This is a genomic window from Rugamonas aquatica, assembly GCF_009380215.1.
In the GTDB taxonomy this organism is placed as follows: domain Bacteria; phylum Pseudomonadota; class Gammaproteobacteria; order Burkholderiales; family Burkholderiaceae_D; genus Rugamonas; species Rugamonas aquatica_B.
Genome location: NZ_WHUG01000011.1, coordinates 35,520 through 57,673, shown reverse-complemented (window position 1 = coordinate 57,673; position 22,154 = coordinate 35,520). Strand labels below are relative to the sequence as shown.

The window sequence follows — 22,154 nt, the reverse complement described above, 5'->3', positions numbered from 1 at the left end:
ACATCATGCAAGGACTTTATCTGGTCACGCCCAACTGGGACGACACCGGCCTCCTGCTGGACCTGAGCGAACAGGCGCTGGCCGCCGGCCAGCGCGCGCGCCCCGGCATCGCGCTGCTGCAATACCGCCACAAGGAAGCCGGTCCGGCGCTGCGGCTGGAGCAGGCGAACGCGCTGCTGGCGTTGTGCCGGCGCTACGGCGTGCCCTTCATCGTCAACGACTATGTCGAGCTGTGCGAGCAGATCGGCGCCGACGGCGTCCACGTCGGCGGCACCGATGCCGACGTGGCGCAGGTGCGCGCCCGGCTGGGCCCGGACAAGATCGTCGGCGCCTCCTGCTACGGCGATCTGCCGCGCGCGCTGGAGGCGCAGGCGGCCGGCGCCAGCTATGTGGCCTTCGGCGGTTTCTACCCGTCGCGGGTGAAAAAATACGCAGTGACTACCAAGATGGACATCCTCGACCAGGCGCGCGAGGCCATCCGCGTGCCGACCGTGGTGATCGGCGGCATGACGCCGGAAAACGCCGCACCGCTGGCTGAGCGTGGCGCTTCCATGGTTGCGGCCATCAGCAGCGTCTACCAGGCCGACGATGTGGCCGCTGCGGTGGCGGCTTTTACCCGCTTGTATGCGGCGGAAAAGGCGGGTGTACAAATCGCTTGAGGCGGGCGCGGATTTCCGCTTTATAATTGGGGCGTTAGCTTAAGCCCAAGGTTGCCGCCATATGAATGTCCCTACCAGCCCGAAGCGTCTGATACTCATCGTCGACGACGATCAACTGCTGCTTGATTTCCTCGGCGAGGTCCTGGGCCACGCCGGCTACGATATCCTCAAGGCGCCGTCGGCCGAACAGGCCTTGCAGCTGATCGCCCAGCGCGAGCCGGACCTGGCTCTGCTCGACATCCACATGCCCGGCATGAACGGCCTGGAACTGGCCAAGCAGCTGCACGCCACCAGTTCGGTGCCGTTCATGTTCCTGTCCGGCCGCGGCGACGCCGACGCCGGCAAGCAGGCCGCCTCCTACGGCGCGGTCGGCTTCCTGGTCAAGCCGGTCGACGAGAAGCACCTGATGCCGGCGTTTGCCGCCGGCCTGGCGCGCGCCGACGAAATCCGCCAGTTGCGCCGCACCGAGCTGAACCTGAACGCCGCGCTGGCCGCCGGCCGCGAAACCAGCCTGGCCGTCGGCCTGCTGATGTGCAAGTTCCAGACCGACCGCAACACCGCCTTCGAGGTGCTGCGCGACCACGCCCGCTCCAACCGCCGCAAGGTCAACGAAGTGGCCGACCAGCTGCTGGCGGCGGAAGAAACATTGAACAGTTTGCACGTAGCGTTCAGCCAACGTCTGAAAAAGTAAACGCCGGCTGCCTTTCAGCCAGCATTCTCTTGCTTTGTGGCACTCTTGATGTAGACTGTGTTTGTCAGCGGACGGGTTCCACCCGTCCGCTTCGATGTGCGGCGGGGGGCCTCCAACCTGCGCCTGCCGCGTCTCCGGCCGCCTTTCCCCTGCGACCGTCATTACTTCTCGGCCCAACTCCGCCGACCCCCGCGTTGCCCTGGCTCTCACCCTTTGCCGCCGGCACCGCATCCCCATTTGTTTTGTGTGCGGAGACACTTATGACGAACGACTTTTCCCAGGAAACCTACCGCCCCTTCAGCGACCAGGAAGGCGGCTGCTCCATCGGCTTTTCGATCTTCGCGGAGGCGCCGCGCGTGCTGCACGTGGACGGCGACGCCGACGCGGCGCTGGTGCTGTCCACGCTGCTCGTGCCGGAAACCCAGGTCACGCACGTGGCCACGCTGGCCGATGCCGAAGCCTTGCTGCATCTGCAGCAGTTCGCGCTGGTGGTGATCGACCCCGACCTGCCGGACGGCGACGGCGGCAGCCTGCTGTCGCTGGTGCGCCAGCGCCAGGGCGAGGCGCGCGTGCTGCTGTACTCGGCGCGCCATCCCGAGCAGCATCTGGCCGGCAGCGCCTTCCTGCCCAAGCCGTGGACTTCGCCGCGCCAGCTGTGGCGCACGGTGTCGGACCTGCTGTGCCTGGCTCAGGCGATGCCGGTCGAACCTCAGTAGTAGCGCGCACCACAGATCGTCCCCGGCTTGTTATCATGGCGGACCACCGGAACGGCCCTCCGTTCCGGTCCCCCGAACAACATAGCCACAGGACGAACAATGAAAACCAAAGCAGCTATTGCATGGCAGGCGGGCAAACCGCTGACGATCGAGGAAGTGGAACTGGGCGGCCCGCGCGAGGGCGAGGTGCTGGTCGAGATCAAGGCCACCGGCATCTGCCACACCGATTACTACACGCTGTCCGGCGCCGATCCGGAAGGCATCTTCCCGGCCATTCTCGGCCATGAGGGCGCGGGCGTGGTGGTCGATGTCGGCCCCGGCGTCAAGTCGCTGAAAAAGGACGACCACGTCATTCCGCTGTACACGCCGGAATGCCGCCAGTGCAAATTCTGCCTGTCGCAGAAGACCAACCTGTGCCAGTCGATCCGGGCTACCCAGGGGCGCGGCCTGATGCCGGACGCCACCAGCCGCTTCTCCATCGACGGCAAGCCGATCTACCACTACATGGGCACGTCGACCTTCTCCAACTACATCGTGGTGCCGGAAATCGCGCTGGCCAAGATCCGCGAAGACGCGCCGTTCGACAAGGTGTGCTACATCGGTTGCGGCGTCACCACCGGCGTCGGCGCCGTGCTGTTCACGGCCAAGGTCGAGGCGGGCGCGAACGTGGTGGTGTTCGGCCTGGGCGGCATCGGCCTGAACGTGATCCAGGCGGCCAAGATGGTCGGCGCGGACAAGATCATCGGCGTCGACATCAACCCGGCCCGCCAGGACATGGCGCGCAAGTTCGGCATGACCCACTTCATCAATCCGACCGAAGTGGAGAACGTGGTCGACGCCATCATCCAGCTGACCGACGGCGGCGCCGACTACTCGTTCGAGTGCATCGGCAACACCACCACCATGCGCCAGTCGCTGGAGTGCTGCCACAAGGGTTGGGGCCAGTCCATCATCATCGGCGTGGCGGCGGCGGGGCAGGAGATTTCCACCCGTCCGTTCCAGCTGGTGACGGGGCGGGTGTGGAAGGGTTCGGCTTTCGGCGGCGCGCGCGGCCGCACCGACGTGCCGAAGATCGTCGACTGGTACATGGAAGGCAAGCTCAATATCGACGACCTGATCACCCATCGCCTGCCGCTGGAACGCATCAACGAAGGCTTCGATCTGATGAAGAGCGGCGAATCGATCCGTTCCGTCGTCATTTACTGACGCCCATCGCGGCGGAATGCAGCTGGCTCCGGTCAAGCTGCATTCTGTCGCAATCCGCAGGCGTTCATCGATGTGTTTGTCTACAGTGGAGTCATGGAAGTAAGGCCCACCACTGAAGGAGAAACATCATGAACGTACTGAAAAACATGGAAATCATCTTCGTCGCCAGCGCCGTCATCCTGTGCGCCACCGGCTACGCCAGCGCCGAAGTGCGTGCCACCCAAGCCATCGACGCAGGCAAGATCAAGGTCGTCGTGGTGGACGGCGTCAAGATGCCAGTCGTCACCATCAGCGCCAAGCGTGCACATTGATTCCCGGTGCGATGAATGTAGAAAAAAAGTTCTAGACAACGCAATCTAGATAATTTATTCTACATCCATCAACTCGGGAGTGCGGCATGGAAGCGATACGCAGTCATAAGATTTCACGGCAGGCAGGACGCTCATGAGCAGCGTTCTGGCCGCCCTGGTGCCCGCCATCGGCTGGGCGCTGTTGCACTTTATCTGGCAGGGCCTGCTGATCGGCTGGGCCGTCGCGCTGGCGATGTATGCGCTGCGCGGCGCCCGTCCGCAGACCCGCTACGCCGTGGCCTGCGCCGGCATGTTGCTGTGCGCCGCGCTGCCGCTGGCCGGCATCCTGGTCCAGCTGGCCGATGCCGAGCAGAGCGCCGGCGCCGCCACGCTGCTGCGCGCGCTGGCCGGGCAGGGCGCCGGCCTCGCGGACGCCGCCGGCCAGGCCGCCGCTGCCGCCGCGCCGGGCTTGCTGGGCGACGGCGCTTTCTCCTCCTTTGAAGCAGTGCTGCGGCGCCAGTTGCCGTGGGTGGTGGGCCTGTGGCTGGCCGGCGCGGTGCTGATGTCGCTGCGGCTGGCGCTGGGTCTGCAATGGGTGGCCGCGCGCACCCGCGCCGGCGAGTACACCGTCAATCATTACTGGCAGCGGCGTCTGTCCGAACTGGCCCGCCGCTTCGACATCGAACGCCATGTGCGGCTGGGCGTGGCCGATCTGCTGGACAGTCCGATCACGGCCGGATGCTGGCGCCCCATCGTGCTGGTGCCGACCGCGCTGGTCAGCGGCATGCCGCCGGACCTGCTGGAAGCCTTGCTGGCGCACGAGCTGGCGCATATCAAGCGGCACGACTACCTGGTCAACCTGATTCAAAGCGCGATCGAGATCGTGCTGTTCTATCACCCTAGTGTTTGGGCGCTGTCGCGCAGGATACGGATCGAGCGGGAACAAATCGCCGACGACCTCGCAGTGGACATGCTCGGCCAGCCCCAGAGGCTGGCGAAGGCCCTGTCGGAACTGGATCGGTTCCAGTTCGACACCACACAACTAGCCCACGCGGCTCACGGAGGAAATCTCATGTCTCGTATTAAACGCCTGCTGCGTCCCGATGTCGAACCAGTCAGCTGGAAGATGGCCTTGCCCCTGATGGGTTTGTTTGCGGCCGGCGCCGTGTTCTATGCCCACGCCGCGCCGCCTGTAGTTGCCGCGCAGATGGAGCAAGTCAGCCAGGCGGCCGACGCCGCCCAGGCCGATCCGGTGCAACCGCCTGCACCGCCACAAGCTGCTGCTCCAGCGGCGCTCGCCGAGCCGGCCGTAGTCGCCGAACTGGCGGCGCCTGTCGCACCAGTCAAACCGCCCAAGCCGCCCAAGCCTCCGCGCGTCCTGGCCGCGGCTCCCGCAATGCCAGCCTTGCCGGCCGTGCCCGCAGTCGCCGCAGCGCCGGCAGTCCCGGCCATGCCAGCGATGCCGGCTGCACCTGCTGCGCCGCCCGCGCCGCCCGCGCCTCCGGCTGGAGCGCAAAGCTACCGCTTTGACCACGCCACCTTCTCCGGCCGCGATGGCCAGCGTTCCGGCTACGCGCTGGTGCATGCCAACAAGGAAAGCATCACCGTGTCCGCCTCCCGCACGGACCTGAACAAAATCGAGACCGCGCGCCGCACCGTCAAAGGCGATTTCATCTGGTTCCGCGAGGGCGACAAGACTTACCTGATCCAGGATCCTGCGGCGATCGCCAAGGCCGACGAAGCCTGGGCGCCCGTCAACCGCATCGGTGAAAAAATGGATGCGCAGGGCAAGAAAATGGATGCCCAAGGCAAGGTCATGGACGAGCTGGGCCGGCAGATGGACAAGCTGGGCCATGACGTGGGCGACAAGATCCAGCTGGACATGGACCGCCAGCAGCGCCAGATGGACCGGATCGCGCGGCAGCAGGAAGCCGTGGGACGGCGCATCGAGCAGGCGGCGCGCGACATGGGCGACGATCCTTCGCCGGAAAGAGTGCGCCGCTTCCACGAGCGCCAGGCCGCCCTGCAGGCGGAAATGGAACCGCTGCAGAAGCAGATGGCGCAATTCCAGCGCGAACTGGCGCCGCAGCAGGCGAAAATCCAGGCCATGCATCAGCCCATGCAGGCGCTGAGCAAGCAGATGTCGGAAGCCGGCAAGCCGATGGCCGAGCTGGGCCAGGCGATGGGTGAGCTGGGCCGCGAGCAGGCCAAGGCCAGCCGCGAAGCCGAGCGCGCCATGAAGGAGCTGATCAAGGACGCCGTCAAGACCGGCAAAGCCGTGCCCGCGCCATCCGCATAAATAAACTCCGGGGTCAAGTCTGACATTTGGACACGAGCTCTGCCGTAACCTGCATTACGGCAGAGCTCGTGTCCAAATGTCAGACTTGACCCCGGAGTACTGTGTATGCAGCCAGTACCGGTATAATCACGGGATGCACAATCTTCTTCATAACCTCAACGACGAACAACTCGCCGCCGTGACCCTGCCGGCACAAAGCGCCCTCATCCTCGCGGGCGCCGGCTCCGGCAAAACCCGCGTACTGACGACCCGCATCGCCTGGCTGATTCAAACCGGCCAGGTGTCGCCGTCGGGCCTGCTGGCGGTCACCTTCACCAACAAGGCGGCCAAGGAAATGATGACGCGTTTGTCGGCGATGTTGCCGATTAATACGCGCGGCATGTGGATCGGCACCTTCCACGGCCTGTGCAACCGCCTGCTGCGCACCCATCACCGCGATGCCGCGCTGCCGCAGACCTTCCAGATCCTCGATACCCAGGACCAGCTGTCGGCCATCAAGCGCCTGATCAAGGCCCACAACGTCGACGACGAGAAGTTCCCGCCGAAAGAGGTGATGTACTTCATCAACGGCGCCAAGGACCAGGGCCTGCGCGCCGACAAGATCGAACCGTACAACGCCGACGAGCGCAAGAAGTGCGAGCTCTACCAACTCTACGACGACCAGTGCCAGCGCGAAGGCGTGGTCGATTTCGCCGAGCTGCTGCTGCGCACCTATGAGCTGCTCAGCCGCAACCAGCCGCTGCGCGAACACTATCAACAGCGCTTCAAGCACATCCTGGTCGACGAGTTCCAGGATACCAATGACCTGCAATACAAGTGGCTCAAGCTGCTGGCCGGCCACGGCGAGCGCGACGGCGGCAGCGCGCTGTTCGCCGTCGGCGACGACGACCAGAGCATCTACGCCTTCCGCGGCGCCAACGTCGGCAATATGAGCGCCTTCGAGCGCGAGTTCAAGGTGCAGAACCTGATCAAGCTGGAGCAGAACTACCGCTCGCACGGCCACATCCTGGACGCCGCCAACGTGCTGATCGCCAACAACAGCAAGCGCCTGGGCAAGAACCTGCGCACCGACGCCGGCCACGGCGAACAGGTGCGCGTGTACGAAGCCAGCTCCGACCTGGCCGAGGCGCAGTGGATCATCGAGGAAACCAAGAGCCTGATCTCCGACGGCGCCGCCCGCAGCGAGATCGCCGTGCTGTACCGCTCCAACGCGCAGTCGCGGGTGATCGAGCATGCGCTGTTCTCGGCCGGCATTCCGTACCACGTGTACGGCGGCCTGCGCTACTTCCAGCGCGCCGAGGTCAAGCACGCGATCGCCTATCTGCAGCTGATGGACAATCCGCACAACGATTCAGCCTTCCTGCGCGTGGTGAATTTCCCGACGCGCGGCATCGGCCTGCGCTCGATCGAGGCCTTGCAGGCGGCGGCCGAGCAGCACCGCATTTCGCTGTACGCCGCCGTGCCGTATGTGGCGGGCAAGGCCGGCTCGTCGCTGGGCGGCTTCGTCAAGCTGGTCGAGGGCGCGCGCTTTGAAACGCAGCAGATGGCCTTGCCGGAACTGGTGCGCGTGGTGCTGGAAGCTTCCGGCCTGCTGACCCACTACCAGACTGAAAAAGAAGGCGCCGACCGCATCGAGAACTTGGAGCAGATGGTCAGCGCGGCAACCCAGTTCGTGTCCGAAGAGGGCTACGGCCAGAGCGCCCCGGCGCATCTGGGACCGCAGGCCCAGGCCCAGGTGGGCGCGCCCATCGTCAACGAAGACGGCTTCGAGATCCTCGACGCCGATGCCGCGCTGCCGACCGTGATGTCGCCGCTGTCGGCCTTCCTGTCGCACGCGTCGCTGGAGGCGGGCGACAACCAGGCCACCGCCGGCCAGGAAGCCGTGCAGATGATGACAGTGCACTCGGCCAAGGGGCTGGAGTTCAACAACGTCTTCATCACCGGCCTGGAAGAGGGCTTGTTCCCGCACGAGAGCAGCTCGCGCGAGCACGACGGCGTGGAAGAGGAACGCCGCCTGATGTACGTGGCGATCACGCGCGCGCGTCAGCGCCTGTACATGTGCTTTGCGCAGACGCGCATGCTGCACGGCCAGACCCGCTACAACATGAAGTCGCGCTTCTTCGATGAGTTGCCGGAGGAATCGCTGAAATGGCTGTCGCCCAAGGTGCAGTCGCACTGGTTCGCCAACAAGAAGTCGGCCTGGGACGAGACGCCGCTGGTCGGCTCGGACAACGCCATCGCGCAGAAGATCGCGCAGAAGTCGCCCGGCTCCGGCTGGCGCATCGGCGAGTCCGTCGCGCACGGCAAGTTCGGCGAGGGTGTGATCGTCAATATCGAGGGCAGCGGCAACAACGCCCGCGCGCAAATCAACTTCGGCAGCCACGGCATGAAGGTGCTGGACCTGAGCATCGCCAAGCTGGAGCGGCTGGGCCGCTGAGCCGAACCGCAAGTCGTTCCCGCGCAGGCGGGAACCCATGCTGAACGTGCGTCGCACGCGGCCTATGGGTTCCCGCCTGCGCGGGAACGACGCGCTTATGCCGTCGGCGGAGTCGCCGGCGGCGCGCTGGCCTCCGGCGTGCCGAAGATCTGGCGGTAGCAGGCGTACAGCGTGCAGTGCATCAGGACCACCATGATCAGGAACAGCGTGAAGATAGCCGTCACTTCCAGCTGCGCCGAATCGAACAGCAGCACCGGAATCGCGCTGCCGATCTGGAACATCAGGAACAACACCACGGCCGCCGACAGGAAGGCCTTGAAGTCGCGCGCGACCGTCACCACGCTGAAGAACAGCGCCTTGGCCAGCGTCATCTTCTGCCAGTAGATCAGCGGTGCGGCCAGGCTGGTCAGCATCCAGCCCAGCATGTAGATGCCGGACGAAACGAACAGCGCGCTGCGCGAATCTTCCAGCAAGTCCTTGTCCATCGGGATCTGGCGCGTGGCCATCTTGATCAGCACGCCGTCATCCAGCCAGCTCAGCACCGCCAGCGCGAACAGCATCACCAGCAGATACAGCAGGCCCAAGCCCAGCAGCGGCCCGCGCGCCGGCTTGCGGAAGCCGCTGAACACCAGCTTGGGCAGGGCGCGCTGGTCGTGGTCGATGTCGGCGCACGCTTGCAGCAGCGCGATGCTGAACATCGGCGCCAGCAGCGTCGGCGCAACAGAACCGAGCAGCGGCACCACCAGCGAGAACAGCGACAGGAACATGCAGCAGAAGAACAGCGCCATCAGCGCGCCCGGCTGCTTGCGGAACAGCTGCAAGGCCTGCTTGACCCAATGCCAGCCGGTGCGTGCGGGTAGTTTGCTCATCCGCGCAGCCCCGGCGCCGGCGTGGCGATGCGTTCGCGCAGGATGCGCTCGAAGTGGCCCGGATCGTGCGGCGTCAGCATCTCCGCTTCACGCGGCAGGTGGAAGTCGTACAGGCGCGACAGCCAGAAGCGCAGCGCCGCGGCGCGCAGCATCGGCTGCCAGGCGGTCTGCTCGGCGTCGGTGAATGGGCGCACGGCGTGGTAGGCGTCCAGCATGGCGCGCACGCGGGCGGTGTCCAGCACGCCGGTGTCCAGGGCTATGCACCAGTCGTTGACGGTGACGGCGACATCGAACAGCCAGGTGTCGCAGCCGGCGAAGTAAAAGTCGAAGAAGCCGGTCAGGCGCTCGCCGTCGAACATCACGTTGTTGCGGAACAGGTCGGCGTGCACGGGGCCTTGCTGCAGCTGGCGGTAAGTGTCGCAGCCGGCAAACGCGTCCTGGAAGTGCATCTCGGCGCGCAGCAGGTGGGCGCAGCTGTCGTCCAGGAAGGGCAGCACTTGCGGCGTGGTCTCGTTCCACCAGTCCAGCCCGCGCAGATTGGGCTGTTGCAGTGGATAGTCGACGGCGGCCAGGTGCATGCGCGCCAGCATGGTCCCGACGGCGGCGCAATGCGCCGGCTGCGGATCCATCTGCGACTTGCCATCCAGCTTGGTGACGATGGACGCCGGCTTGCCGTGCAGGGCGACGATCAGCTCGCCCCGGTCGTTGGCAATAGGCGCCGGCACCAGCACGCCGCGGTCGGCCAGATGGTGCATCAGCTTGAGGTAGAACGGCAACTGTTCGAAGGACAGGTTCTCGAAGATGGTCAGCACGAACTCGCCGCGCTCCGTCGTCAGGAAAAAGTTGCTGTTTTCAATGCCGCTGGCGATGCCTTTGAGCGCCAATGGCTGGCCGAGGGGAAACTGCTTGATCCACGGGGTAAGGTCATCCAGGCTGACCGGGGTAAAAACTGCCATGTGAAAACTTGATGAGGTTCGGTGAGCGGCGCCGCAGTCGTGCGGGCGCCGGGGGACGCCCGCTGGGCGGGCGTGCGCTTTATTTCACGGCAGGCGGCGCGGCGGTATCCGACGAGCCATCTTCTTCCGTGGTTTTTTTCTTCTTCTTGCCGATGTCGAACTCCATCACCGTCCATTGCGGGCCGCGGTTGGCGCTGCCCATGGCGTCGCCGGGCAGGGCGCTGCCGACGGGATGGTTGGGTTTCACTTTGTAAGTGCTGGGACCGCTCTTGACGGTGGCTTCCACGACCTGGCCGCTGTTGTCACGTTTTTCCGTGATCTGGCGCTCCTGTGCCGGCTTGGCCGTCACGGTGATCGGATCGTCGGCCATTTCCTCTATCTTTTCCAATTTTGGCGGCGCCTGGCTCGGGGTCGACTGGGCAAACGCCGCGTGGGCGAACAGCGTCAGAAGGAGGGCAGGCAAGAGGGTGGTCGTGCGTATCATGATGGATCGCCTTAGGGTGAAAAACGGGTGTGAAAAACCGTCAAATTTTTATGTATGATCCATTGTAACAAACAGACACGGTTCGCTGTTTTTAAAAGCCGATTTCCCCACAGTGGCGCTGGGGCATTGTTATTTTGAAAAGACTGTGGCGGGCAGCTGAAGCGCCGCCAAAACCTGCGATAATGCGCCATTCGTGGCCTTGCCGCCATTGTTGCGCGGCGCCCTCACCCATATCTAGTGTCTATGCAAAATACCCTGCTGTTAGTTGACGGTTCCAGTTACCTCTATCGCGCCTTCCACGCGCTGCCCGACCTGCGCAGCGCGGACGGCCATCCGACCGGCGCCATGCACGGCATGGTCAATATGTTGCGCCGTCTGCGCGCCGACTTCCCGGCCGCCTACATCGCCTGCGTGTTCGACGCCAAGGGCAAGACCTTCCGCGACGACATGTATCCCGAGTACAAGGCCACGCGCGCCTCGATGCCGGACGACCTGCGCCTGCAGATCGAACCCATCCACGAGGCGGTCAAGGCCATGGGCTGGCCCATCCTGATGGTCGAGGGCGTGGAGGCGGACGACGTCATCGGCACGCTATCGCTGCAGGCGGCGCAGGCCGGTATGAACGTGGTGGTCTCCACCGGCGACAAGGATCTGGCGCAGCTGGTCAACGACAAGGTCATGCTGATCAACACCATGACCAACGAGAAGATGGACGAGGCCGGCGTGCTGGCCAAGTTCGGCGTGCCGCCGAACCGCATCATCGACTACCTGACCCTGATCGGCGATACCGTCGACAACGTGCCGGGCGTGTCCAAGTGCGGCCCGAAGACCGCGCTCAAATGGCTGACCGCCTACGACTCGCTGGACGGCGTGATCGCCAACGCCGCGCAGATCGGCGGCGCGGTCGGCGAGAACCTGCGCAACGCGCTGGAATGGCTGCCGAAAGGCCGCGAGCTGATCACCGTGAAGCTGGACTGCGACCTGTCGGAGCACATGACGACGATCGCCGAATCGCTGGTGGCGCGCGGCGAGGACAAGGAAACCCTGCTGGCCTTCTTCAGCAAGTACGGCTTCAAGACGCTGCTGCGCGAGCTGGGCACGGCCACGCCGCAGGCGCCGGTCGGCAAGGCTGCCGCTGCGGCTGCTGAACCTGCGGCCGGCGGCGCCGTCTCCGCCAACCTGGACATGTTCGGCGAAGCGCCCAAACTCAACACCAGCTACGAAACCGTGCTGACCGAGGAACAGCTGGACAAGTGGATCGCCCTGATCGACGCCGCCAAGCTGACCGCCGTCGACACCGAAACCACGTCGCTGGAGCCGATGACGGCGCAGATGGTCGGCATTTCGCTGTCGGTGGAGCCGGGCGTGGCCTGCTACATTCCGGTGGCGCACAGCTACCAGGGCGTGCCGGAGCAGCTGTCGCGCGAGCACGTGCTGGCCAAGCTGAAGCCATGGCTGGAAGACGCGACCAAGCTCAAGGTCGGCCAGAACCTCAAGTACGACAGCCACATCTTCGCCAACCACGGCGTGCAGCTGAAAGGCATCCAGCACGACACGCTGCTCGAATCGTATGTATTCGAATCGCACCGCACGCACGACATGGACAGCCTGGCGCTGCGCCACCTGAACCACACGACGATTCCGTTCGTGGACGTGTGCGGCAAGGGCGCCAGCATGATTACCTTCGACAAGGTGGAGATCGGCCGCGCCACCGAGTACGCGGCGGAAGACGCCGACATCACGTTGCGCCTGCACCAGGCGATGATCGGCGAGGTGGAGAACGACGCCAAACTGAACTTCATCTACCGCAACATCGAACTGCCGACCGCCGTGGTGCTGCAAAAGATCGAGCGCAACGGCGTGCACATCGACGCCGAGCTACTCAACATCCAGTCGGCCGAGCTGGGCGCGCGCATTGTCGAGCTGGAAGCGAAGGCGCATGAGCTGGCCGAGCAGCCGTTCAACCTCGGCTCACCGAAGCAGATCGGCGAGATCTTCTTCGAGAAGCTGAAACTGCCGGTGGTGAAGAAGACCCCGAGCGGTGCCCCGTCCACCGACGAGGAAGTGCTGCAAAAACTGGCCGAGGATTATCCGCTGCCGAAAGTGCTGCTGGAATACCGCAGCCTGTCCAAGCTGAAGTCGACCTATACCGACAAGCTGCCGAAAGGGATCAACCAGGAAACCGGTCGCGTGCACACCAACTACGCGCAGGCGGTGGCGGTGACGGGCCGTCTGGCTTCCAACGATCCGAACTTGCAGAACATCCCGATCCGCACCAAGGAAGGCCGCCGCATCCGCGAAGCCTTCATCGCGCCGGCGGGCAGCCACATCGTGTCGGCCGACTATTCGCAGATCGAACTGCGCATCATGGCGCACATCTCGGAAGACGAGAACATGCTGCGCGCGTTTGCCGACGGTGTCGACATTCACCGCGCCACCGCGGCCGAGATCTTCGGCGTGGAGAAGGACGACGTCTCCAGCGAGCAGCGCCGCTATGCCAAGGTCATCAACTTCGGCCTGATCTACGGCATGAGCGCCTTCGGCCTGGCCGGCAACCTGGGTATCGAGCGCGGCGCGGCGCAAAGCTATATCGACCGCTACTTCGCGCGCTTCTCGGGCGTCAAGCAGTACATGGACGACACGCGCCTGCAGGCCAAGGCGCGCGGCTATGTGGAGACGGTGTTCGGCCGCCGCCTGTGGCTGCCGGAGATCAATTCGCCGAACGGCCCGCGCCGCCAGGGTGCGGAGCGCGCGGCGATCAACGCGCCGATGCAGGGCACGGCGGCCGACCTGATCAAGCTCGCCATGGTGGCGGTGCAGGATTGGCTGGAAAAGGATAAGCTGCAGACCAATATGATCATGCAGGTGCATGATGAACTGGTGCTGGAAGTGCCGGACGCCGAACTGGCGCTGGTCAAGGAGATGCTGCCGAAGCTGATGGCCGGCGTGGCGGAGCTGAAGGTTCCGCTGACTGCCGAAGTCGGCGTGGGTAAGAACTGGGATGAAGCACATTGAGTATGTGCTTCCGCGAAGTAATCACGGAGGAACCGCATGGATGATTTGACGCAGGATGCAGAGAGTTTGTTGACCAAAACCAGTCTGTCGGACGGCGTCGACCGCCGCGACTTCCTGAAGGTGGCGCTGGGCACCGGCTTCGCCGCCGCCGCGCTGCCGGTGGTGGCGCAGAACGTCATCAAGACCGACACCGCCGGCCTGACCGCCGGCACCATCACCCTCACGGTGGACGGCGTGCAAGTACCCGTGTACCGCGCCCAGCCGGAAGGCAAGACCAATCTGCCGGTGATCCTGGTGGTATCGGAAATCTTCGGCGTGCACGAGCACATCGCCGACGTCGCCCGCCGCCTGGCCAAGCAGGGCTACCTGGCGCTGGCGCCGGACTTGTTCGTGCGCCAGGGCGATCCGCAAAAAGCCGCCTCGATCGCCGAGCTGCAGCGCGACATCATCTCCAAAACGCCGGACGCGCAAGTGATGGCCGACCTGGACGCGACCGTGGCCTGGGCCAAGGCCAACGGCGGCAATGGCGACAAGATCGGCATCACCGGCTTCTGCTGGGGCGGCCGCATCACCTGGATGTACGCCGCGCACAACCCGAGCATCAAGGCCGGCGTGGCCTGGTACGGCCGCCTGATGGGCGACAGCACTCCGGTGACTCCCAGGCACCCAGTTGATATCGCTGGATCTCTGAGCGTGCCGGTGCTGGGCCTGTACGGCTTGAAGGACACCGGCATCAGCCAGGAGTCGATCGCCGCGATGAAGGCGGCGCTGGCCAAGGGGCCGAACAAGTCCACTTTCGTCGTCTATCCGAACTCCGGCCACGCCTTTAATGCGGACTACCGCGCCAGCTACGTCGAAGCCGACGCCAAGGATGGCTGGGGCCGTCTGCTGGCCTGGTTCAAGCAGAACGGCGTCATCTAAGGGCTGTTTTTCCGGCCTTTTAGCCAAAGATGAGCATAAAACCGGGCCGGGCGGTAAAATAACGCCCCCGGCCTGCGCGCAGCGGCACGGTCCCTGCTACAAGAGGCTATAACATCGATCCCGTACTCATCTCCATCCTACTGGCCACCACGGTTGCCGGCGTCGTCAGCATCACCGCTGCCGCGGTGTTCTCGTTTACGCTGCTGTCCAAGGTGGTGGAGCGCATGGTCAGCCTGTCGGTGGGCATCATGCTGTCGACCTCATTGCTGCACGCCTTGCCGGAAGCGTTCGAATCGGGCGCCAGCGCGCGCAGCCTGTTCGCGACCCTGCTGGCCGGCCTGCTGGCCTTCTTCCTGCTGGAGAAGACCGCCATCCTGCGCCACTCGCACCACCACGAGGGCGACGGCCACCACCACCATCACGGCCACGACAAGCGCGAGGCAGGCAAGGCCGGCTGGATGATCCTGGTCGGCGACGGCATGCACAACTTCACCGACGGCATCCTGATCGCGGCGGCCTTCCTGGCCAACCCCGAGCTGGGGCTGGTGACGGGGCTGGCCATCATCGCGCACGAGATACCGCAGGAGATCGGCGACTTTATCGTGCTGCTCAACGCTGGTTTCTCGCGTACGCGGGCCTACATCTACAATTTGCTGTGCAGCCTGCTGGCGATCGCCGGCGGTTTGCTGGGCTACTACACGCTGGACCGCGCCAGCAGCCTGATACCGTATGTGCTGGTGTTTGCGTCGTCGGGCTTCATCTACATCGCCGTCAGCGACCTGATGCCGCAGATGCAGCGCCGCGCCACGCTGCGCGAAACCATCCCGCAAGTGCTGCTGATCGCCCTCGGCGTCATCATCGTGCTGTTCCTCACGCGCGGCCACTGAGCCTTGTGACCGCTCAATCCCGCGCGCTTGCGCCAGGCGGCGCCGGGAGTATCATGGCGGGATGAACTCCAGACAAAAAAAGCAAGCTGAAGCATTAGCGGCCCTCTCCGCCGCCGACCGCGCTCGCCTGGAGCGCCTGGCTGCCTTGGCTGAGGTGACGCCAGAGCATCTCTGGCCAGAAGTTTGGCAGTATGGATTCGACGATGTAGAGGAGAGCGTACAGGCTGATCTGGATGCGGATGCGGATATCGCGGCGGGCCGGACCATCTCGAACGAAGAGGTAATGGCGCAGGCGCGACGTATCCTGGAAGCCCATGTCAAACCCAAGCGTAAAACCGGCTAAGCTGGCAATACGCTGGTCATCGACGGCACGCAGATCGCTCGATCAGACCATTGCTCACATTCACGCGCAAGATGCTCTAGCAAGCGAGCTTGTCTTACAGCGATTGCAAAATGCCTTGGATGTGATCGCAGCTCAGCCGGGAATTGGCACGCCCACCGATAGGCGCGACACGCGCCGATTCCCTATCCCGAAGACTGGCCATACGATTGACTATCGTGTCCATCAAGGTGAAATCATGGTTACGCGTTGGGCGCGCCAGAGGCGCAAAGGTTAAGCGCCTGTCGCCACCGGCCGGGCCGGGTCTGCACACCATTCGCTCCAGGAGCCGGGATACAGCGCGGCGCCGGTCAGGCCGGCTACTTCCAGTGCCAGCAGGTTGTGGCAGGCCGTCACGCCCGAGCCGCATTGCATGATCGCTTGCGGCGCGCTGGCGAACAGCGGCGCGAATTCTTCCTTCAATTGCGCGGCTGCCTTGAAGCGGCCGTCGGCGCTCAGGTTGTCCTTGAAGAAGCGGTTCTTGGCGCCGGGAATATGGCCGCCCACCGGATCGATGGTCTCGTTCTCGCCGCGATAACGGTCGGCCGCGCGCGCATCGACCACGGTGCGGGCCTGCGTGGCCAGGTTGGCCACCACATCCTCCGCCGACACCGTCGTCGTCAGCGAAGCCCGCTCGCTGACGGCGCCGCGTGCGCGTGGCGCCTCGGCCGTCACCATCGGCAAGCCTTGCGACTGCCACGCGGCCAGGCCGCCGTCCAGCACCGCCACCGCTGGATGACCCACCCAGCGCAACAACCACCACAAGCGCGCCGCGAACATGCCGCCGTGCGCGTCATAGGCCACCACTTGCGTATCGTCGTTGATGCCCCAGCCGCGCAGCGTGTCGATCAGCGCCGCGCGCTCCGGCAGCGGATGGCGGCCACGGAACTTGCCGTCCGCACCCAGCTTGGCGCCCGACAGGTCGTTGTCGACATTGGCAAACTGCGCGTTCTGGATATGGCCGATGGCAAAGCCGTCGCGGCCCGCGTTCGGATTCATCAGGTCATGGCGGCAATCGAGTATCACCCAATTGTCGTCGGTCAGGTGCTGGGACAGTTCGGCTGCGCCGATCAGAGTGGTGTGCATATTCCGGGGTTCCTTAGACTTCGCTGGCTATCGGATCGGTACTGGCTATCGCCTTACCGCGCTCGGTGTTACGCGTATTGTAAAACGTTGCGGCCACGCCGGACACCAGTATCAGACCGATGCCCACCCAACTGAGCCAGCCGAACGCGTCGCCGAACACCAGCACGCCCCACACGCTGGAAAACACGATGCCGGTGTATTGGAGGTTGGCCACCACCAGCGTCTGGCCCAGGCGGTAGGCGCGCGTCATGGCGATCTGCGCGCTGGTGGCGCAGATGCCTATGCCCAGCAACAGCAGGCCGCCATGCATGGTGTGGATAGGATGCCATACCGCGCCCTGGTCGCCGGCAAACACGAAATTGCCGGCGATCCCGGCCACCAGGTTCATCACGGAGAAGTAGAACACCACGCGGTTCTCCGGCTCGCCCGCCAGGCCCAGCTTGCGCACCTGCATATAGGCCATGGCCGACAGCACGCTGGAGCTGAGCGCGATCAGCGCCGGCGTCAGTTGATTCGCATGGAAGGCCGGCTGCAGCAGCAGCGTGACGCCGACAAAGCTCATGCCGACCGCCGCCAGCAGCGGCCACTTGACCTGATTCTTGGCATGCCACCAGCCCATCGCGAACAGCCAGACGGCGATCCATATCGGCGCCATGTAGTTGAGGGTCATGGCAGTGGCCAGCGGCAGCTTGGCGATGGCGTAGAACCACAGCCACAGCGACACCACGCCGACCAGCCCGCGCCACAGATGGGCGCCCGGCATGGTGGTGGTGAATTTGCCGCCTTGAAGTTTGATGATGGAAAACAGCACGGCCACGCCGACCACGCCACGGTACATCACGATTTCGGATGTGGAGAATTCCTCCGAGGCCAGCTTCACGCACACCCCCATGGCGGCGAACATGAAACTGGCAAACAACATCCAAAGTGACTGCATCGGTTTCCTAAAGCTTGATATTGGCCCGGTACCACTCGTGGAAGTGCTGCATGCCGTCTTCCATCGGCGACTGGTAGGGGCCGGCGTCGCTGGTGCCGCGCTTCATCAGCGCCTTGCGGCCGGCGTCCATGCGCTGGGCGATCTCGTCATCCTCGACGCAGGTTTCCATGTAGGCCGCGCGTTCCGCCTCGATGAACTCGCGCTCGAACAGCACGATCTCTTCGGGGTAGTAGAACTCCACCACGTTCTTGGTGCGCTGCGGGCCGTCCGGCCACAGGGTCGAGACGATCAGCACGTGCGGATACCATTCGACCATGATGTTCGGATACAGCGTCAGCCAGATCGCGCCGTACGGAGGCGGTTCGCCGCCGCGGAACTTGAGCACCTGCTCCTGCCAGCGCTTGTAGATCTCGGAGCCGGACTTCTGCAAGCCCTTGTTGACGCCCACGGTCTGCACGCTGTAGTCGCGGCCGAATTCCCAGCGCAGGTCGTCGCAGCTGACAAAGCCGCCCAGGCCCGGATGGAAAGGCTCGACGTGATAGTCTTCCAGGTAGACCTCGATGAAGGTCTTCCAGTTGTAGTTGCACTCGTGGACTTCGACGTGGTCGAACATATAGCCGGAGAAATCCAGGTCCTTGGTCACCGACAGGTCTTTGAGCTTGTCCATGACGTCGTAGCCGTTCTGCTCGAACAGCAGGCCGTTCCAGCTTTGCAGCTTGGTCTTGGGCAGGTTCAGGCAGGGCGTTTCCGGGAAGTGCGGCGCACCGATCAGCTCGCCCTTGAGGTCGTAGGTCCAGCGGTGCAGCGGGCAGACGATGTTGTTGGCGTTGCCGCGGCCGTTGAACATCAGCGCCTGGCGGTGGCGGCAGACGTTGGACAGCACTTCCAGCCCGTTTGCGTTGCGCACCAGCATACGCCCTTCATCTTCGGAGACGAGGGTCGCGAAATCGCCGCTATTCGGCACCATCAGCTCGTGCCCGATGTAGCGCGGGCCGGCATGGAATAATTGCTGCATTTCTCGCTGCAGTAGCGTTTCGTCAAAATAGACGTCAACCGGAAGTTGCGCGTTTGAACGCGCCAGCTTGGCGTGGGTACCCAGATCGGACATCCCAACCCCCCTTAATATGTACATCAAACCAAAGAGAGACAGAATCCGTAAAGACCTGAATTCAATTCGTTGAAAATGGTATTTCGGACAGAACCGGAGATTATACCGCGTTTTGACCTCTGCTGACCTCGCCGGGAAGCGTAAGTTTGATTGTTTAAATGAAAAGGCGGCCCTTGGGCCGCCCGAACTGCGGATTCCCGGCGCGCGGCCGGTTAGTTTGGCAGCGGCAAACTCTGTAACGGCGGAGGCGCCGGCAAGGTCCGGGTGTCCGCCCGGCTCAGCGTGTACTTTCCTCCGGTGCCGGCATCGAAGTACAGCACCCCTTGGCCGCTTTTCACCTCATATTGGACGCCGCCCGGAACATTGTCCTTGTTGATAGACCAGTATCCGGCCGCCAGGTCGCTCACCAGCACCCGCACCGCGCTCTGGGAGGTCGGCAGGATAAAGCCTGCCTTGCTGGCGATGTAGTCCTGCGTCTTGGCGAACAGTACCGCCCGGTTGCCGATCTGCACACCGTTCAGCTCATCCGAGGCGATGGCAGCCGTGGCCAGCGCAGGCTGCGCGCTGTCCGCGTCCATTACTTGCATCGTGTTGAGGAAGACGTCCGCTTCGGCATCGGTGGCTGGCGATACCTCCACGCGCCATGCGCCTGGCTCGTTGCTGGCTGTCGCATCGGACACGGAGATGGGGTAGTTGATGTTGGTCCCCGTGCTGCGGCTGTATGCACTGAATTCATTGCCCTTGCCGCCGACTTTGCTGATCGACGCGCCGACAGGCAAGATGGTGCGGTTAATCAGCTTGCCGTTATAGCCTTTGGTATTGCGCAGAATGGTCACGGTGTCGCCGACGATAGTAGGCTCCTGCTCGCTGTGCAGCAGCCATGTCTTCTTCATACCGGAGCTGTAGGACTTGATCTTGTCGAGCACGATCAATGCCGCCGGATGCTGCTTGTCTTTCAGGTTGAGGAACACGAACGAGCGCGTGTAATTGACGACCTTGGACGTATAGGCCTTGGCGATGTCGCCCTTCAAATAGCTATAGTCCGGCGTGTCGCTGTCGGGACCGATGTGGCTGTCCTGGCTGCTTCCGTTGATGTAGCCATTTTGAGGGGCGAGCAAGGCCGTCAGCGTCGCCGGCTCCGGTACGACGAAGCGCTGGCCGCCGTCATTCGAATCGGCGGTGGCGAAGGTTTCCGCGCGATCGAAAACCAGCATGGCGTTATGCGCGATGGTGCGTTTGTGGTAGTTCCAGTCGTGGGGGCTGCCGTAATTCAAATCCGTTTTCCCATCGCTGGTTTTTCCCTCATAGAGGCCGGAATCGATGGCCAGCGGCCCTTTGTAGTACAGCTGGAAGTGGCCGGAGTCGAGGTGCTGGTGGTTGGCGAAGCGGACGCTGCCCACTTTCATGGTGGCGATTGCCACCGGGGAGTTCTGCTGGGCGACAACGCTGTCGGTCCATCCGGTTCTGGCGACCATCAACCCTGCAGGATCGGCAAAATATCTGCTCAACGGCAGGGCTTTTGGCGGCGTGGCGTTTTGCCGGGGATTGCTGAACAGGACTTGCCAGATATCGTTGGATTTCAGGCTGTCCGCCGAACCCAGGGCGGACAGCTGCTGCGCAAATTCATGCTTGATATATGGATCGTTGTAATAGGATCCAGGCAGCATGTAGGCGTTGGGCTCGGTCCAATACGTGAGGAATTTCGTATAAACGGATTGATAGCTGTCGCCGTCGCGCATCAGCTGTCCGTCAGGGCGGCGGATGTACAGCCATTGATACGGGACCGATTGCTGGCTGGCGTCGAAGACATCGCCAGCGCCCATGCGGCGGAAGATCCACGATGCAAACATGTCCCATGAGTAGCGGTAAGCGCCGTACGAGTCGCCTTGATGATGCGCGCCTGCTGCGTACGTGAAATTGCGCGGCGCGACAAAGTCCTGGAAGAAGCGGCCGGCGGTAATCTGATAGATTTGCGGGGCTTCGTCGTAGAACGCCACGCCGGCGCTCAGTTGATCGCGCATCAGCTGGGCTTCGCTGCCGTGACCGACCACTGCTCCCTGCTTGCTTGCGTCCGCGAAGCCGAATTCCATTTGCGGGGCCAGCGCCATGAAGCGTTCGATGAATGCGGTCTTTTGTTCCGTGCTGAGCAGCGGATAGGCCCAGTCGTAGACCATGGCCATGAGCGTAATGCCCTCGCCGATGGTGCGGCTATCCGGTGATTTGCAGACCTCCCAGTAAGCATTCATCATATTGATCGCCTGCTGGCCGCTGGTCGTGTTGCTGTCGACCAGATAGCTCAATGCCTTGGCCTGAATGGCGGGGCGGGCCGTGCCGACGCAATAACTGTCCAGTGCTTTCTGGACTTTGTTTGGATCGGTGGGCGGCGTCGGTTGCGTCGGCAGCACGCCGTTGGGATTTGCCGCGGCATTGTCCCGCAGACGGCGCCAGGCTGCCTTCAGTTGTGTGTACTCCACTCCCGGTGCGGTGTTCGATTCCGTTTCGAGCTCGCGCAGCAGGGGCAGGTCGGTGCTGCGTACAAACAGGCGCGGATGTTCGGCCGGCGGCAGTATCGTGGGTGCCGGGTAAGGATTGGCGGGAATGGAGTTGTACACCGTGGGATTTTCACCCAGGCCCCGGGGCACGAAATCCATGCGCTTGGTCACCAGCAGCCGGTCCAGGCCCATTCCTGATTTCGCATACTTGATCTTCAGCTTATGCTGCCCGGCTGTCAGGTCTTTTGCGGCAATGGAAAACCATTGCCAGTCCGGTGAGAATGTATTGACCCAGTATCGCGTGTAGTTGCTGCCGTCATCGATCGCCAGATGAAAGGAATTGCTCCAGTCTGCGGCGGCCAATACGCGCAACCAGATTTTATGGGTTCCGGCGCTCTTCACGTCGATGGTGTAGGTCAGCTCGTCGGCGGAGCTGGCACTGGCCTCTTTTTGATCTGGTTTGCCAGTGACCACCAGGTATTGCGTGGATGGTTCGAGCGCCGGATTGTTAGTGCTCACCCATAGCGTTGGCGCGGTGCCGGGTTCCGCTTCGAAAATCACCTCCGTAGGGAAGGTCGCCGCGTGCGCCAGTTGCGACAAGCCGAACAACAGTGTGGGAAATATTGAAAATCGGAGCAAGGCAGGCATGGGTTTTCCTAATTGCAAAAGAAATAATTGTAACATCCGCAACGTTAGAAATATGCCACTCATCCGTTTTAGCC

At 63.5% G+C, this 22,154-nt stretch carries 19 protein-coding genes; 12 read left to right on the top strand and 7 right to left on the bottom strand.

What is annotated here, in order from left to right:
• The first annotated feature begins 5 nt into the window (after positions 1–5).
• The 7 genes from thiE (at position 6) to GEV02_RS23145 (ending at position 8,298) form a co-directional block, all read left to right on the top strand.
• Positions 6–659, top strand: a complete 654-nt coding sequence (thiE, locus tag GEV02_RS23175) for a thiamine phosphate synthase (protein WP_152840329.1) — start codon at positions 6–8, stop codon at positions 657–659.
• A gap of 61 nt (positions 660–720) precedes the next feature.
• Positions 721–1,350 (top strand): ANTAR domain-containing response regulator, encoded by a 630-nt coding sequence (locus GEV02_RS23170; protein WP_152840328.1) that lies wholly within the window; start codon positions 721–723, stop codon positions 1,348–1,350.
• Between the two features lie 260 nt (positions 1,351–1,610).
• Complete coding sequence (locus GEV02_RS23165; protein WP_152840327.1) at positions 1,611–2,066, top strand: DNA-binding transcriptional response regulator; 456 nt, start codon at positions 1,611–1,613, stop codon at positions 2,064–2,066.
• Positions 2,067–2,165: 99 nt separating this feature from the next.
• Positions 2,166–3,272: an S-(hydroxymethyl)glutathione dehydrogenase/class III alcohol dehydrogenase gene (locus GEV02_RS23160; RefSeq protein ID WP_152840326.1), complete on the top strand. Its 1,107-nt coding sequence runs from the start codon at positions 2,166–2,168 to the stop codon at positions 3,270–3,272.
• Between the two features lie 128 nt (positions 3,273–3,400).
• Complete coding sequence (locus GEV02_RS23155) at positions 3,401–3,583, top strand: hypothetical protein (RefSeq protein WP_152840325.1); 183 nt, start codon at positions 3,401–3,403, stop codon at positions 3,581–3,583.
• A gap of 133 nt (positions 3,584–3,716) precedes the next feature.
• On the top strand, positions 3,717–5,861 hold the full coding sequence (locus tag GEV02_RS23150; protein ID WP_152840324.1) for a M56 family metallopeptidase: 2,145 nt from the start codon (positions 3,717–3,719) through the stop codon (positions 5,859–5,861).
• A gap of 133 nt (positions 5,862–5,994) precedes the next feature.
• Complete coding sequence (locus GEV02_RS23145; protein ID WP_152840323.1) at positions 5,995–8,298, top strand: UvrD-helicase domain-containing protein; 2,304 nt, start codon at positions 5,995–5,997, stop codon at positions 8,296–8,298.
• Positions 8,299–8,393: 95 nt separating this feature from the next.
• Here GEV02_RS23145 and GEV02_RS23140 read toward each other — a convergent pair whose 3' ends face one another.
• From GEV02_RS23140 to GEV02_RS23130, 3 genes are all read right to left on the bottom strand, one after another.
• Positions 8,394–9,167: a BPSS1780 family membrane protein gene (locus GEV02_RS23140; RefSeq protein WP_152840322.1), complete on the bottom strand. Its 774-nt coding sequence runs from the start codon at positions 9,165–9,167 to the stop codon at positions 8,394–8,396.
• On the bottom strand, positions 9,164–10,123 hold the full coding sequence (locus tag GEV02_RS23135) for a homoserine kinase (RefSeq protein ID WP_152840321.1): 960 nt from the start codon (positions 10,121–10,123) through the stop codon (positions 9,164–9,166). The genes GEV02_RS23140 and GEV02_RS23135 overlap by 4 nt, the downstream gene beginning before the upstream one ends.
• Positions 10,124–10,202: 79 nt before the next feature.
• Complete coding sequence (locus GEV02_RS23130; RefSeq protein WP_152840320.1) at positions 10,203–10,607, bottom strand: hypothetical protein; 405 nt, start codon at positions 10,605–10,607, stop codon at positions 10,203–10,205.
• A 243-nt stretch (positions 10,608–10,850) separates the two neighbouring features.
• Between GEV02_RS23130 and polA the strand changes: the two genes are divergently transcribed.
• The 5 genes from polA to GEV02_RS33855 all read left to right on the top strand — a co-directional run bounded on the left by polA (position 10,851) and on the right by GEV02_RS33855 (position 16,047).
• Entirely contained in the window at positions 10,851–13,622 is a 2,772-nt protein-coding gene (polA, locus tag GEV02_RS23125) for a DNA polymerase I (RefSeq protein ID WP_152840319.1), read from the top strand.
• 36 nt (positions 13,623–13,658) lie between these two features.
• On the top strand, positions 13,659–14,543 hold the full coding sequence (locus GEV02_RS23120; RefSeq protein WP_152840318.1) for a dienelactone hydrolase family protein: 885 nt from the start codon (positions 13,659–13,661) through the stop codon (positions 14,541–14,543).
• 185 nt (positions 14,544–14,728) lie between these two features.
• The gene (locus tag GEV02_RS23115) at positions 14,729–15,430 is read left to right on the top strand and encodes a ZIP family metal transporter (protein WP_008445231.1); all 702 of its coding nucleotides are present in this window, start codon (positions 14,729–14,731) and stop codon (positions 15,428–15,430) included.
• Positions 15,431–15,491: 61 nt separating this feature from the next.
• Positions 15,492–15,773, top strand: a complete 282-nt coding sequence (locus GEV02_RS23110) for a hypothetical protein (protein WP_152840317.1) — start codon at positions 15,492–15,494, stop codon at positions 15,771–15,773.
• Positions 15,745–16,047: a type II toxin-antitoxin system RelE/ParE family toxin gene (locus GEV02_RS33855; RefSeq protein ID WP_152840316.1), complete on the top strand. Its 303-nt coding sequence runs from the start codon at positions 15,745–15,747 to the stop codon at positions 16,045–16,047. The genes GEV02_RS23110 and GEV02_RS33855 overlap by 29 nt, the downstream gene beginning before the upstream one ends.
• On the opposite strand, the gene GEV02_RS23100 is transcribed toward GEV02_RS33855, so the two are convergent.
• The 4 genes from GEV02_RS23100 to hepB all read right to left on the bottom strand — a co-directional run bounded on the left by GEV02_RS23100 (position 16,044) and on the right by hepB (position 22,080).
• Positions 16,044–16,895 (bottom strand): sulfurtransferase, encoded by an 852-nt coding sequence (locus GEV02_RS23100; RefSeq protein WP_152840315.1) that lies wholly within the window; start codon positions 16,893–16,895, stop codon positions 16,044–16,046. The genes GEV02_RS33855 and GEV02_RS23100 overlap by 4 nt on opposite strands.
• A gap of 13 nt (positions 16,896–16,908) precedes the next feature.
• The gene (locus tag GEV02_RS23095) at positions 16,909–17,832 is read right to left on the bottom strand and encodes a DMT family transporter (protein ID WP_152840314.1); all 924 of its coding nucleotides are present in this window, start codon (positions 17,830–17,832) and stop codon (positions 16,909–16,911) included.
• 7 nt (positions 17,833–17,839) lie between these two features.
• A complete protein-coding gene (locus GEV02_RS23090) occupies positions 17,840–18,940 on the bottom strand; it encodes an aromatic ring-hydroxylating oxygenase subunit alpha (protein ID WP_152840313.1) in 1,101 nt (366 codons plus the stop codon).
• 212 nt (positions 18,941–19,152) lie between these two features.
• Positions 19,153–22,080, bottom strand: coding sequence for a heparin/heparin-sulfate lyase HepB (gene hepB, locus GEV02_RS23085; protein ID WP_174999310.1), 2,928 nt, complete (start codon positions 22,078–22,080; stop codon positions 19,153–19,155).
• Between the last annotated feature and the right edge of the window lie 74 nt (positions 22,081–22,154).

Coding starts and splice junctions, on each gene's coding strand:
- thiE (WP_152840329.1), top strand. CDS start 6: ATGCAAGGACTTTATCTGGTCACGCCCAACTGGGACGACACCGGCCTC.
- GEV02_RS23170 (WP_152840328.1), top strand. CDS start 721: ATGAATGTCCCTACCAGCCCGAAGCGTCTGATACTCATCGTCGACGAC.
- GEV02_RS23165 (WP_152840327.1), top strand. CDS start 1,611: ATGACGAACGACTTTTCCCAGGAAACCTACCGCCCCTTCAGCGACCAG.
- GEV02_RS23160 (WP_152840326.1), top strand. CDS start 2,166: ATGAAAACCAAAGCAGCTATTGCATGGCAGGCGGGCAAACCGCTGACG.
- GEV02_RS23155 (WP_152840325.1), top strand. CDS start 3,401: ATGAACGTACTGAAAAACATGGAAATCATCTTCGTCGCCAGCGCCGTC.
- GEV02_RS23150 (WP_152840324.1), top strand. CDS start 3,717: ATGAGCAGCGTTCTGGCCGCCCTGGTGCCCGCCATCGGCTGGGCGCTG.
- GEV02_RS23145 (WP_152840323.1), top strand. CDS start 5,995: ATGCACAATCTTCTTCATAACCTCAACGACGAACAACTCGCCGCCGTG.
- GEV02_RS23140 (WP_152840322.1), bottom strand. CDS start 9,167: ATGAGCAAACTACCCGCACGCACCGGCTGGCATTGGGTCAAGCAGGCC.
- GEV02_RS23135 (WP_152840321.1), bottom strand. CDS start 10,123: ATGGCAGTTTTTACCCCGGTCAGCCTGGATGACCTTACCCCGTGGATC.
- GEV02_RS23130 (WP_152840320.1), bottom strand. CDS start 10,607: ATGATACGCACGACCACCCTCTTGCCTGCCCTCCTTCTGACGCTGTTC.
- polA (WP_152840319.1), top strand. CDS start 10,851: ATGCAAAATACCCTGCTGTTAGTTGACGGTTCCAGTTACCTCTATCGC.
- GEV02_RS23120 (WP_152840318.1), top strand. CDS start 13,659: ATGGATGATTTGACGCAGGATGCAGAGAGTTTGTTGACCAAAACCAGT.
- GEV02_RS23110 (WP_152840317.1), top strand. CDS start 15,492: ATGAACTCCAGACAAAAAAAGCAAGCTGAAGCATTAGCGGCCCTCTCC.
- GEV02_RS33855 (WP_152840316.1), top strand. CDS start 15,745: ATGTCAAACCCAAGCGTAAAACCGGCTAAGCTGGCAATACGCTGGTCA.
- GEV02_RS23100 (WP_152840315.1), bottom strand. CDS start 16,895: ATGCACACCACTCTGATCGGCGCAGCCGAACTGTCCCAGCACCTGACC.
- GEV02_RS23095 (WP_152840314.1), bottom strand. CDS start 17,832: ATGCAGTCACTTTGGATGTTGTTTGCCAGTTTCATGTTCGCCGCCATG.
- GEV02_RS23090 (WP_152840313.1), bottom strand. CDS start 18,940: ATGTCCGATCTGGGTACCCACGCCAAGCTGGCGCGTTCAAACGCGCAA.
- hepB (WP_174999310.1), bottom strand. CDS start 22,080: ATGCCTGCCTTGCTCCGATTTTCAATATTTCCCACACTGTTGTTCGGC.